Annotated in this window: 12 protein-coding genes; 4 read left to right on the top strand and 8 right to left on the bottom strand. The window is 68.6% G+C overall.

All coding sequences use genetic code 11. The features are described 5' to 3' along the window. Positions 1–19 precede the first annotated feature (19 nt). From thiE to tkt, 6 genes are all read right to left on the bottom strand, one after another. Positions 20–688 (bottom strand): thiamine phosphate synthase, encoded by a 669-nt coding sequence (gene thiE / locus WI697_RS21430; protein ID WP_062766729.1) that lies wholly within the window; start codon positions 686–688, stop codon positions 20–22. Further along, positions 685–1605, bottom strand: coding sequence for a class I fructose-bisphosphate aldolase (locus WI697_RS21425; protein ID WP_014744399.1), 921 nt, complete (start codon positions 1603–1605; stop codon positions 685–687). The genes thiE and WI697_RS21425 overlap by 4 nt, the downstream gene beginning before the upstream one ends. 205 nt (positions 1606–1810) lie before the next feature. Next, positions 1811–2179: a hypothetical protein gene (locus WI697_RS21420; RefSeq protein ID WP_345959863.1), complete on the bottom strand. Its 369-nt coding sequence runs from the start codon at positions 2177–2179 to the stop codon at positions 1811–1813. 3 nt (positions 2180–2182) lie between these two features. Continuing rightward, the gene (locus WI697_RS21415; protein WP_345959862.1) at positions 2183–3379 is read right to left on the bottom strand and encodes a phosphoglycerate kinase; all 1197 of its coding nucleotides are present in this window, start codon (positions 3377–3379) and stop codon (positions 2183–2185) included. Between the two features lie 109 nt (positions 3380–3488). Further along, positions 3489–4493, bottom strand: a complete 1005-nt coding sequence (gene gap / locus WI697_RS21410) for a type I glyceraldehyde-3-phosphate dehydrogenase (RefSeq protein ID WP_062766737.1) — start codon at positions 4491–4493, stop codon at positions 3489–3491. Between the two features lie 132 nt (positions 4494–4625). Next, the gene (gene tkt, locus WI697_RS21405; protein ID WP_345959861.1) at positions 4626–6635 is read right to left on the bottom strand and encodes a transketolase; all 2010 of its coding nucleotides are present in this window, start codon (positions 6633–6635) and stop codon (positions 4626–4628) included. Positions 6636–7042: 407 nt separating this feature from the next. Between tkt and WI697_RS21400 the strand changes: the two genes are divergently transcribed. Both WI697_RS21400 and WI697_RS21395 read left to right on the top strand, forming a co-directional pair. After that, positions 7043–8473 (top strand): alanine/glycine:cation symporter family protein, encoded by a 1431-nt coding sequence (locus tag WI697_RS21400; RefSeq protein ID WP_345959860.1) that lies wholly within the window; start codon positions 7043–7045, stop codon positions 8471–8473. A 78-nt stretch (positions 8474–8551) separates the two neighbouring features. Beyond that, positions 8552–9925 carry an aspartate ammonia-lyase gene (locus tag WI697_RS21395; protein WP_062766743.1) on the top strand — a complete coding sequence of 458 codons (1374 nt, stop codon included), beginning with the start codon at positions 8552–8554 and terminating at the stop codon, positions 9923–9925. A gap of 68 nt (positions 9926–9993) precedes the next feature. Here WI697_RS21395 and WI697_RS21390 read toward each other — a convergent pair whose 3' ends face one another. After that, the gene (locus WI697_RS21390) at positions 9994–10839 is read right to left on the bottom strand and encodes an asparaginase (RefSeq protein ID WP_345959859.1); all 846 of its coding nucleotides are present in this window, start codon (positions 10837–10839) and stop codon (positions 9994–9996) included. Continuing rightward, a complete protein-coding gene (locus WI697_RS21385) occupies positions 10839–11585 on the bottom strand; it encodes an aspartate/glutamate racemase family protein (RefSeq protein ID WP_345959858.1) in 747 nt (248 codons plus the stop codon). The genes WI697_RS21390 and WI697_RS21385 overlap by 1 nt, the downstream gene beginning before the upstream one ends. 169 nt (positions 11586–11754) lie before the next feature. Between WI697_RS21385 and WI697_RS21380 the strand changes: the two genes are divergently transcribed. After that, on the top strand, positions 11755–12561 hold the full coding sequence (locus WI697_RS21380) for a helix-turn-helix domain-containing protein (protein WP_062766752.1): 807 nt from the start codon (positions 11755–11757) through the stop codon (positions 12559–12561). Positions 12562–12667: 106 nt separating this feature from the next. Then, positions 12668–12818: transposase family protein (locus tag WI697_RS21375; protein WP_345959914.1), on the top strand; the 151-nt coding region annotated here is incomplete at its 3' end.

The raw sequence follows: 12818 nt of genomic DNA, 5'->3' as shown, positions 1-12818 counted from the left end.
GAGAGGAACCCTCGGGCCGTCAGCCCCGGTCGGGGACGGGGCCTTCGTCTTCGAGGGCCCGCGCAATCTCGCGGTTGAAGTCGGCGACCGCCTGGGCGGGGCCGGCTTCGTAATTCCACACCCCGGCGGTGACCGCCAGGAAATCGGCACCGGCACGGACCAGGGCTGCGCAATTGGCGACCGTGATGCCGCCGATGGCGACGCAGGGCACTTCCATCAGCTCCTGCCACCAGTCCAGCAGATCCAGCCCGGCGGTCGCCGGCGGCGTCTTGGTGGTGGAGGGGAAGAAGGCGCCGAAGGCGACGTAATCCGCCCCCTCTTCGGCCGCGACCATGGCGCGGTGCCGCGAGGCATAGGCGGAAACACCCAGGATGGCGTTGGGCCCCAGGATCTTGCGGGCCTTGGCCTGATCCATGTCGTCCTGGCCGATATGGGCGCCGTCGGCCCCCATTTCGGCGGCGATGTCGGGGCGGTCGTTGACCAGCACGGCGACACCGCGCGGCTGGGCCACCGGCAGCAGCCGCTCTACCGCGCGCCGGACGTCGTCGTCAGCCGCATCCTTCAGACGGATCTGCAGGCAGGCGACGTCACCGCCGTCGAGCGCGCGGGCAAGCGTATCCGCGAACGCCGCCGGCACGAAGGCCGGCGGCGTCAGCAGATAGAGGCGGCAATCGCGGGACGCGCTCACGCCTTGCCCTGATAGATCTTGATGATCTGGTCAAGCAGGGCGAGGGCCTCCTCACGCGGGCGCTGGAAGGTGTTGCGGCCGATGATCGAGCCGTTGGCACCACCGTCGCGCAGCTGCCGGATCTCGTCCATCAGCTCGTCGGTGCCCTTGGCGTTGCCGCCCGAGAACACCACGATGCGGCGGCCGGCGAACGAGGCCTGCATGACGTGCGAGATGCGCTCCGCCAGCGTCGAGCGGGCGATGTCGAACTTCTCGTAGACCTTCTTGGCCTCGTCCTGCTCCAGATCGGCGGTCGGCGGCTTCACCTTGATGATGTTCGCGCCGAGCAGGGCCGCATGATGGGCGGCGTAGGCGCAGACGTCGAGGGCGGTCTCGCCCTTCTTCGACAGCATGCCGCCGCGCGGATACGACCAGACGACCACGGCGACGCCCTTCGACTTCGCCTCGAGGGTCAGCTCGCGCAGCTCCTCGATCATCTCGAACTGGTATTCCGAGCCCGGATAGATGGTGAAGCCGATGGCTGCGCAGCCGAGACGCAGGGCGTCGTCGACGGTCGCGGTCACGGCCTGGTCCTTCTCGGTCGCCAGGCTGTTGGAGCTGTTGACCTTCAGGATGGTCGGGATCGCGCCGGCAAAGGTGTCGGCACCGGCTTCCAGCATGCCGAGCGGCGCGGCATAGGCCGACAGGCCGGCATCGATCGCCAGCTGATAGTGGTAGTGCGGGTCATAGGCCGGCGGGTTCGGGGCGAAGCTGCGCGCGGGACCGTGCTCGAAGCCCTGGTCGACCGGCAGAATGACCAGACGGCCGGTGCCGCCCAGACGGCCTTCCATCAGGATGCGGGCGAGGTTCGCCTTCACACCCGGGTTCTCGCCTTCGTAATTGGCGAGGATCCGCTTCACGCGCTGAGTGATCTTCATCCGGTCGTCGTTCCCTGGCTGATGCGCCGGCGGCGCCAGAGGCGGCCACCTTTGCTGTAAACTCCTGGTCCGGCGCTGAAAAGCAGTGCCGGCCGCGGGGGATGCCCGTCCGATGCGCCTTGTAACCGAGACGTGCGTGATTTGCAATCACCCGACCACGGTGGGGGGCGCGACAACTTCGTGTCAGCGGCCCCGACAGGGCGCCTCAGAGGGGGTCTTGGGGCGTTCGTACCCTGGTTTCGGGGGCGGCGGCGGCGCAGAGCGTCATGAACACCGCCGGTGAGGTCTCGATCACCGGATCGGCCAGCCCCGAGGCCGCCAGCATATGGGCGCGTGCGGCATCGCTGCCGCAGTCGACCACCAGCCGGCAACCGGCGGTTTCAGGGCGCGCGGTCAGCGCCGCGGCCAGTTCCCGGATCCAGCCGATCCCGCCTGCGGCCATCAGGCCGGGCGGGGTGGTCACCGCGGCGGGCGCCGCCCGTCGCCCGTCCCTGATCGCATCGGCGAGGGCGGTGATGTCGGCGAGCGCCGCCACCGCCGCCACGCGATCATCCCCGCCTGCACCGGCCGTCATCGGTCAACGGGAAAGCGCTGCCACGCCGGGCAGTTCCTTGCCCTCGCAATATTCGAGGAAGGCGCCGCCGGCAGTGGAGACATAGGTGAGCGCGTCGACCACCCCGGCATGGGCGAGCGCCGCGACCGTGTCGCCGCCGCCTGCGATCGAGGCGAGCGTGCCGGCGCCGGTCAGCTTTTCGACCGCCTTCGCAACCGCCACCGTCGCGGCATCGAAGGGCTGGATCTCGAAGGCGCCGAAGGGGCCGTTCCAGAGCAGGGTCTTCGAGCCGGCGAGGCAGGCTTCGACCTCGGCGACGGTCCTGGGCCCCACATCCAGGATCATCTCGTCGGCCGCCACCTCGGCCACGTCGACGGTGCGGTTGTCGGCCCCGGCCTTGAACTCACGCGCCACCACGGCATCCACCGGCAGCACGACCTTGCAGCCGGCAGCCTCGGCCTTGGCCAGAATGCCGCGCGCGGTCTCGGCCAGATCGGCCTCGCAGAGCGACTTGCCGACCGCGATGCCCTGGGCATGCAGGAAGGTGTTGGCCATGCCGCCGCCGATGATCACCGCATCGACCCGCGCGACCAGATTGTTGAGCAGATCGATCTTGGTCGAGACCTTGGCGCCGCCGACGATCGCGGCCACCGGGCGCTGCGGCTCGGCAAGCGCCGCCCCCAGGGCCTCAAGCTCCGCCTGCATCGACAGGCCGGCGGCGGTGGGCAGACGCTCGGCCAGACCCACGGTCGAGGCATGGGCGCGATGGGCGCAGGAGAAGGCGTCGGAGATGAAGACCTGGCCCAGGCTCGCCAGCGCATCGGCGAAACCGGCCTCGTTCTTCTCTTCCCCGGCATGGAAGCGCAGGTTTTCAAGCAGCGCCACCTCGCCGTCGCCAAGCTTGCTGACCACGGCGGCGGCGGCGTCGCCGATGCAATCCTCGGCGAAGGCGACCGGACGGCCGATCGCGGCGGCGAGCGGGGCCGCCACCGGCTTCAGCGACATCGACGGCACGACCTTGCCCTTGGGCCGGTCGAAATGCGAGAGCACGACCACCCGGGCGCCGCGTTCGGCCAGCGCGCGCACCGTCGGGGCCTGGCGCTCGATGCGGGTCGCGTCGGTGACGACACCGTCCTTCATCGGCACGTTCAGGTCCAGGCGGACAAGGACGACCTTGCCGGCGACGTCGATCTGGTCGAGGGTCTTGAAGCTGGCGGGCATGGGGGAGCGTTCCGTTCTCGCGAGGGAAGGGCCGTCTGAGAGGCGATCTGACGACGATCTAAAGAAACGGGCCCCGCGCATCGCTGCGCGGGGCCCGCATCGGACAAGATCAGAGCTTGCCGAGCGCCACGGCCGTGTCGGCCATGCGGTTCGAGAAGCCCCACTCGTTGTCATACCACGACAGAACACGCACCAGCGTGCCATCGATCACCGCGGTCTGGGTGGTGTCGAAGCTCGACGAATGCGGGTCGTGGTTGAAGTCGATCGACACCAGCGGCTCGCTGACCACGCCCAGAACGCCCTTCATCGGGCCCTCGGCGGCGGCGCGCATCGCGGCATTGACCTCGTCGACCGTGGTGCCGCGCTTGGCGACGACGGTCAGGTCGATCATCGACACGTTCGGGGTCGGCACGCGCACGGCGACGCCGTCCAGCTTGCCCTTCAGTTCGGGCAGCACCAGGCCGACCGCCCGGGCGGCACCGGTCGAGGTCGGGATGATCGACTGCGCGGCGGCACGGGCGCGGCGCAGATCCTTGTGGGCCACGTCCAGAACCGGCTGGTCGCCGGTATAGGCGTGGACCGTGGTCATGTAGCCATGCTCGATGCCGATGGTGTCGTTCAGCACCTTGGCGACCGGGGCCAGGCAGTTGGTGGTGCAGGACGCGTTCGACACCACGGTGTGCTCAGGCGTCAGGCCGGCCTCGTTCACGCCGAACACCACGGTGTAATCGGCATTGTCGGCCGGGGCCGAGACCAGCACCTTGCGGGCGCCGGCTTCCAGGTGCTTGGCGGCGGCATCACGCTTGGTGAAGATGCCGGTGCACTCCAGCGCCACGTCGACCTTCAGCTCGCCCCAGGGCAGCTTGGCCGGGTCGCGTTCCGAGGTCACCTTGATCGGGCCGGTGCCGACGTCGATGGTGTCGCCCTCGACCTTGACCTCGCCGTTGAAACGGCCATGGACCGAATCGTACTTGAACAGATGGGCGTTGGTCTCGGCAGGCGCGAGATCGTTGATCCCGACGACCTGGATGTCGGTCCGGCCCGACTCGACGATCGCACGCAGAACGCCACGGCCGATGCGGCCGAAGCCGTTGATCGCCACCCGAATGGTCATGCCTTCCTCCGAACTGTCTTCGACGTGGGGGCGCCGACCGCCTTGGCGGCGCCCCTGGGGGGTTGTTACGGTCGCTGCGGCATCCCGGATCGGCCAGCCCCCGAACGGGGGAGGCCGGGACCGGATCCCCGGTCAGACGCGCGCGAGTGCGGCGTCGACCACGGCCTCGGCGGTGATGCCGAAGTGACGGTAGAGTTCGGGCGCCGGCGCGCTGGCGCCGAAGCCGGTCATGCCGATCACGGCGCCCTTGGGGCCGGTCCAGCGTTCCCAGCCGAAGCCGATGCCGGCCTCGATCGCGATGCGGACGACATCGCCGCCCAGCACCTGGGCCTGATAATCGGCCGGCTGGGCTGCGAACAGCTCCCAGCAGGGCATCGAAACCACGCGGGTCGGCACGCCTTTGGCTTCCAGCGCCTCGGCCGCGGCGACTGCGATCTCGACTTCCGAACCGGTGGCGAGCAGCACGGCCTCAGGGGCGGCCGAGGCCTCGCGCAGGATATAGGCGCCCTTGGCCGAAAGGTTCCCGGCCGACGCCTCGAGGCGCAGCTGCTTCAGGTTCTGGCGGCTGAGCGCCAGCACCGAGGGGCCGTTGGTCCGCTCCAGCGCCGCCGCCCAGCATTCCGCCGTCTCGACCACGTCGGCCGGACGCATGACCGCCACATTCGGCATCATGCGCAGGCTCATCAGATGCTCGACCGGCTGATGGGTCGGGCCGTCCTCGCCCAGGCCGATCGAGTCGTGGGTCATGACATAGATGACCCGCTGCTCCATCAGCGCCGACAGACGGATCGACGGCCGGCAATAATCGGTGAAGACCAGGAAGGTTCCGCCATAGGGGATGACGCCGCCATGCAGCGCCATGCCGTTCATGGCCGCGGCCATGCCGTGCTCGCGGATGCCCCAGAAGACATAGCGGCCGTCGAATTCACCCGGCGCCACCGGCTTCATGCCCTTGGTGCGGGTGTTGTTCGATCCGGTGAGGTCGGCCGAACCGCCGATCAGTTCGGGGATGGCCGGCACCAGCACTTCCAGCGCCATTTCCGATGCCTTGCGGGTGGCGACGGTCTTGGGCGAGGCGATCAGGCCGGCGATGTAGTCGTCGAGCGCCTGCTTCCAGCCCGCCGGCAGCTCGCCCGCCATGGCGCGGGTGAATTCCGCCTGCGTCCCGGCGTCCAGCGCGCCCAGGCGCTGTTCCCAGGCCGCGCGTTCGGCGGCACCGCGGGCGCCGGCATGGGCCCAGGCGGTACGGATATCGGCCGGGATCTCGAAGGGGGCATGCGGCCAGGCCAGCGCCTCGCGGGTGCCGGCGATCTCTTCGGCGCCCAGCGCCGCGCCATGCACGCCCGAGGTGCCGGCCTTCTTCGGCGCGCCATAGCCGATGACGGTACGGCAGGCGATCATCACCGGCTTGTCGGAGCTGCGCGCCCGGTCGAGTGCTGCGGCAACCGCCTCGGCATCATGGCCGTCGACCGCATCGGTCGCCCAGCCGGCGGCCTCGAAGCGCGCCCGCTGGTCTTCCGAACTGGACAGCGACACCGGGCCGTCGATCGAGATGCCGTTGTCGTCCCAGAGCACGATCAGCTTCGAGAGCTTCAGATGGCCGGCGAGCGAGATCGCCTCCTGGCTGATGCCCTCCATCAGGCAGCCGTCACCGGCGATGACATAGGTGTAGTGGTCGACCACCGACCCGCCGAAGCGGGCGGCGAGCAGACGCTCGGCAAGCGCCATGCCGACCGCGTTGGCGATGCCCTGACCCAGCGGACCGGTGGTGGTCTCGATGCCCGAGGCATGGCCGTATTCGGGATGGCCGGCGGTGCGTGCGCCCAGCTGGCGGAAGTTCTTCACCTCGTCCAGCGTCATGTCCTCGTAGCCGGTCAGATGCAGCAGGGCATAAAGCAGCATCGAGCCGTGGCCGGCCGAGAGCACGAAGCGGTCGCGATCGGCCCATTTCGGGGCCTTGGGATCGAACTTCAGGAAACGGGTGAACAGCACGGTGGCCGCGTCGGCCATGCCCATCGGCATGCCCGGATGGCCGGAATTCGCGCGCTCGACGGCGTCCATGGCAAGGGCGCGCACGGCATTCGCCATGTCACGCGGCGTGGGCGCGGTGGTCGCGGTGGCATCGGTCGTCTGAGCGGTCATGGGCCTTCACGCAAGCGTTCGAAGAGGGGCAGCGGCCGGCGCAGGGCCGACAGGGAGCGCCACGGGCAAAGCGGGCCTGCGGTGCGCGCGGGCAATTGCACGCCTCAGCGACCGCGTCAACCACCTTTAACGAGTGCCGTGCGGCGCAAAGATGGCGGGGTGTCATCTCTCCGTCAACCGCCTATTTCCGCAGCGCCTTCCCGTTGCGGGCCAGGGATCGCCGCATCTGGGCCCGGCAGGGGCCGCCCGCGGGGCGCCCTGGCATGCCTGGTTCACCCTGGCGCGTGAACAGCACCAAACTGCATCAGGTTGCAGCCAACAGCGGAATCCTGCGGCGTGCGGGGTCTCTCTACCATGACGCTCATCCATAACGGGCCGGATTACGGCCGTGGGGCAGGAGGGAGACGATGGAGTTTCTGACGGCGTTCTTCGGAGCGATCGACAATCTGACCTGGGGATGGGCGCTGATCCCGATCCTGGTCGTGTTCGGCGTGTTCCTGACGATCATGTCGGGCTTCGTGCAGTTCGTGTTTTTCCGGCGGATGTTCCGCGTGCTGGGGCGCGGCGCCAACAATGCCGATCCGAACGCGATCTCGGCGCGGGAGGCGCTGCTGGTCTCGGTGGGCGGGCGTGTCGGCGGCGGCAACATCGCCGGTGTCGCGGTCGCCATCACGCTCGGCGGCCCGGGTGCGGTGTTCTGGATGTGGGCGATCGCGCTCTGCGGCATGGCGACCAGCCTGATCGAATGCACGCTCGCCCAGCTCTACAAAACCCGCGACGGCGAGGGCGGGTTCCGGGGCGGGCCGGCCTATTACATCCGCCGCGGTCTCGGCGGGCGCTACAACTGGCTGGCCATCGTCTACGGCATCTGCCTGATGGCCTCGTTCGGCTTCGGCTTCAATGCCTTCCAGGGCAACACCATGGCCGGCGCCCTGCATGACAGCTTCGGCATCGACCGCCTGTGGTCGGGCATCGTGATCGTCGCCGTCACCGCGCTGGTCATCTTCGGCGGCATCAAGCGCATCGCCCGGGCGGCGGATGTGGTGGTGCCGGTCATGGCGCTCGGCTATATCGCGGTCGCCATTCTGGTCATCGGCCTCAACATCGCCGATGTGCCCGACATGCTGGTGCGCATCGTCCGCTCGGCCTTCGGCTTCGATCAGGCGGTTGCCGGCGGCATGGGGGCGGCCATCGCCCAGGGCCTGCGCCGGGGCCTGTTCTCCAACGAAGCCGGCCTGGGCTCGGCGCCGAACGTGGCGGCCACCGCGCTGGTCCGCCATCCGGTCAGCCAGGGCATCACCCAGTCGCTGTCGGTCTTCATCGACACCATGCTGATCTGCACCTGCACGGCGCTGATCATCCTTTTGGGCGACGTCTATGTTCCGGGTGCCCAGGGCATCGACGGCGTGGCGCTGACCCAGCAGTCGCTGGCCAGCCATCTGGGCGATGCCGCGCGCTATCTGCTGACGCTCGCCATCCTGCTCTTCGCCTTCTCGTCGATCATCTACAACTACTATCTGGGCGAAAACGGCCTGGCGGTGATGACCCGGTCGAAGCCGGCCGTTCTGGCGCTGCGCCTCGCCATCCTGGCGATGGTCTTCCTGGGCGCCGCCGCCCCGCAGGCCACCTCGGTGTTCTTCTTCTCGGACCCGATGATGGGCCTGCTCGCCCTGGTCAATCTGATCGCGATCATCATGCTCTTCCCCGTGGCGATGCGGGTGATCGACGACTACCGCACCCAGCTGAAGGCCGGCGTCGCCCGCCCGGTGCTCGATCCCGCGCGCTTCCCCGATCTCGACATCGATCGCAAGGCCTGGGATCCGACGGTCTGGAAGTAACCCGGACCCGACTGCCGGGGCCGTTCTTTCCGGACGGCTCCGGTCCCACCCCCGCACATCACAGCCTGGATCAGACCGATGCACCACACCATGCGCATCGAAGAGGACGGCCTTGGCCGCATGCCTCTGCCCGAGGATTGCCTCTGGGGCATCCACACCGCCCGGGCGATCGCCAATTTCCCGATCACCGGCATCCCGCTGTCGCTGTTTCCCGAATTCGTCCGGGCGCTGGCCTGGGTGAAGATGGCGGCGGCCCGCGCCAATCTGGCGCTGGGCGTGCTTGCGCCCGAAAAGCACGACGTGATCGTGGCGGTCGCGGCCGAAATCATCGAGGGCCGCCATCTGGAGCATTTCCGGGTCGACATGATCCAGGGCGGTGCCGGCACCTCGACCAATATGAACGTCAACGAGGTGATCGCCAATCTGGGCCTGATCCGCATGGGACATCGGCCCGGCGATTACGACCATCTGCATCCGAATGACGACGTCAACCGCTCGCAGTCGACCAACGACGTCTATCCGACGGCGCTGAGGCTGGCGATCGTCGACCAGTGCGCCGCCTTCCGCGACGCCCAGCTGCGGCTCTGTGCCGCCTTCGACGATCGCGCGGCGGCCTTTGCCCATATCCGCAAGATCGGCCGCACCCAGCTTCAGGATGCCGTGCCGATGACGCTGGGCCAGGAATTCGCCGGCTTCGCCGCCACGATCCGCGAGGACATCGCGATCATCGCCCGGCTGTCGGAACTGCTGCTGGAGGTCAATCTGGGCGGCACCGCCATCGGCACCCGGGTCAACACGCCCGAGGGCTATGCCGAACGCGCGGTCGCCGAACTGGCCCTGGTCTCGGGGCTGAAGGTGACGCTCGCCGGCGATCTGGTCGAGGCGTCGTCCGACACCGGCGCCTATGTCACCTTCTCGGGCGTGCTCAAGCGGATCGCGGTCAAGCTGTCCAAGATCTGCAACGACCTGCGCCTGCTGTCCTCGGGGCCGCGATCCGGCTTCAACGAGATCCGGCTGCCGGCGATGCAGGCGGGCAGTTCGATCATGCCGGGCAAGGTCAACCCGGTGATCCCCGAAGTCGTCAATCAGGTCGCCTTTCAGGTGATCGGCAACGACCTGACCGTCACCATGGCCGCAGAGGCGGGGCAGTTGCAGCTCAACGCCTTCGAGCCGGTCATCATCCTCAACCTGCTTCAGTCCATGCGCATGCTGATCAGGGCCATGGACACGCTGGCCACGCGCTGCGTCGCCGGCATCGAGGCGAATGTCGCCCAATGCGAGGGGGCATTGGAGAACTCGCTGGTGCTGGCCACGATGCTCGTCCCCCATATCGGCTATACACGGGCCGCCCGGGTGGCGAAGACGGCGCTGGCAGACGGGGCAGGGGTTGCCGAGACCGCTCAGCGGCTGGGGTTCGGCAGTCATGAGGAGATCGCCGCCTGGCTTCGCTGACGCGGAGCCGGTGCGGCGACGGATCGGGGGAGCTTCGGGGGGAGGCTCCCCCGATTTCGTATCCGGGGTCAGCCCAGCCAGAGGCGGATCAGGGCGGCTTCCGGGGTCTCGGTGCCGCCGTTTTCCACCCCGCAGGACCAGAGGCCGGCGCCGGCGGCATAGCTGCCGGGGATCAGCCCGCCCTGTTCGCACTGGCTGACCGCGCGGATGCGCTTGCCGGCCTGCACGGCCGCGGACAGGGCTGCCAGAACCTCGGGATCGGCCATCGCCGTGCCCGAGCCGAAGACCCTGAGCACGGCACCATCCAGCTCCGCCAGAGAGGCCCGCAGCATGGCGGCCGGCATGCCGGGCGAGAGGGAGAGGACCGCCAGCCGCCGGTCGCCGAACCGCCGGCGGCGGGGCGGGCAGGCGGGGGGCTGGGGGATGGCGCGGAAGCTGTCGGCGCCCTGCGAATCATGTTTGACCAGCCCTTCCGCCGGCATCAGACGGCCGGCGAAGGCCAGCATCACCGCCTCGCCGGGGCGGAGGGCGGCATCGATCGCCAGATCGAGATTGTCTTCCGCATCGCCGCCGCGGCCGAGCGGCTGCATGGCGCCGCAAAGCACGACATGGCGGCCAAGGCCTGCCAGCGCCTGCGACAGCGCTGCACCGGTGAAGGCCATGGTGTCGGTGCCGTGGGTGACGATCACCGGCGTGCCCGGGTGGTCGTCGATCAGGTCGAGCATCCGGTTCCAGTGCGACGGGCCGACATCGGCGCTGTCGAGCAGCGGCGCGAAGACCCGTGTGGTCAGCCGGATGCCTCCGGGCAGGCGCGCCTCGACCGCGGCTTCGACCAGCCCGTCGACGGGGCCGAGGCCGTGGGGCGTGTCGCCCATGCCGATGGTGCCGCCGGTGTGGATGAGCAGCAGGCGCATCAGGCCGCCTTCATGCCGGCATGACCCAGCGCCAGCGCCGCCAGACGGGCGGCGACGGCATCGGTCACGTCGATCAGCCGCCGCCCGGCGACGGGCTGCGCGATCAGCGGCAGTTCGGTGCAGGCGAGCAGGATGGTATCGGCCTCCATCTGCATGATGATCTCCTCAAGCCGCGGGCTAAGCGACGGATGGGCGCCGCCCAGCCGCTTCACGTCGTGGATGAGCGTCTGCAGCCGGTCGGGATCGGCCGGGGTCTCGATCGCGACATGGGCCGCCAGGCCAGCATAGGCGGAGTGGTCGTCCAGCGCCACGACCGGGGCCGCACCCAGCAGCCCGACCCGGCCGGCACCGCTCTGCCGGATTTCGTCGTGCAGCACGCCCTGGAACGAGACCAGCTGCCCGGCGCCCGGCATGCCGGCCAGCAGCGCGTCGATGCGGGGGGCATACCAGTTCAGCGTGTTGCAGGCGATGGCGAAGGCATCGACCCTTGGGGCGATTTCGCGCACCGTCCGCTCCATCGCCGCCCAGACCGCCGCCTCGTTCGCCTTCAGATCCATCGACAGGCCGAGGGCCGGTTCCGACACCGCCACCAGGCGCGGCGCGTCCAGATCTCCGCGGAAGCCGGGCCCCATCAGGGCCTGGGTATGGCGCAGGATCTTGGCCCAGAGGTCGAGCCCGGCTTCGGGACCCGAACCGGTGATGATGCCGAGCGTATAGGCCCGGGAGGCATGGGGGCGCGGTGTCATGGCGTGGGGGTCTTTCCCGCGAAGATGGCCCAAAGGCCTGGTCCGAAGGCATGGTCCGAAGACGCAGAAGCTGCCATGGAATGGTGTCGGCGGGGGCACGGCTTGACAATGCGGCACTCGGTGCTCAATCTGGTGCAGATTTATGCTGTTACGGCACCGAAGAGCGCAAATGACCGAGATTGCCGAGAATCTTCGCCTGCTCTGCTCGTACCGGCCGTCGATCTCTCAGGTCGGACGGGATCTCGGCATCAACCGCAGCCAGCTCAACCGCTATCTGGCCGGCAGTTCCACGCCGCGGCCGGCCTTGCTGCGCAAGATCTGTGACTATTTCGGCGTCGAGCCCTACGAGATGATGCTGCCGCCGCGCGATTTCGCCGAGATCGTCCGGGTGCGCGGTCTGGACGAGGGCACCACCAACCGTCGGCTGCGCCAGCATTTCGACCGGGTGATGGCGCTGGGCGATGCCCGGGTGCGCAATCTGACCGGCATGTTCTTTGAATATTACTATTCCATGTCGCAGAAGGGGAAGGTCATCCGCGGGTTGATCGTGTTCTCGGTCGAGGACGGACGGACCTTCTACCGGCGTCTGGAACGCATGGGGCCGCACGACCGGCCCGGAAGGCGGCATTACCGCTATCAGGGGGCGGCGCTGGTCGCGGGGGACCGGGTGTTCATGTCCGATTATGAATACGGCGCCGGGATCGAGCTGACCCAGACGGTGCTTTACCCGGATTACGCGCTCCGCTGGACCCGGTTGCATGGGGTGAAGCTGGGGGTCTCGGCCGATCAGGCGCATATGCCCTGTTCCGTCCGGGTCTATCTGGAGCGGATTCCGGCGCGGCTGTCGCTGACCGGCGCGCTCAGGGCCTGCGGCCTGTTCGACCCCGGCCATCCCGAAATCCCGCCCCATGTGCCCGAGATGATCGACAACAGCACCTCCGGCCCCTATGCCTTCGATGCCTATGCGCGGCGGTGAGCGGCACCGCAGTGCGGCATCGCCCCGGCAGGGGAATCGCATTTGAAAATCCCGGGTAGCGGAATGGTCAAAGATGGATTCTTTATTCGGTTCCAAGGAGGAACCGATGCCATCTCTGATCACCATCCTGCGCCAAGTGCCCGACCCGCGCACGGGTAACGCGAGACGCCATGAGCTTCTGGACCTCCTGGTGATCGCGTTGACGGCTTCGATCTGCGGCTGCGAGAGCTGCGTCGATTTTGCCGACTTCGCAGAGG

Source organism: Tistrella mobilis, assembly GCF_039634785.1.
In the GTDB taxonomy this organism is placed as follows: Bacteria; Pseudomonadota; Alphaproteobacteria; order Tistrellales; family Tistrellaceae; genus Tistrella; species Tistrella mobilis.
Note: the sequence above shows the minus strand (reverse complement) of the source record. Positions and strands in the feature narration are given on the sequence as shown.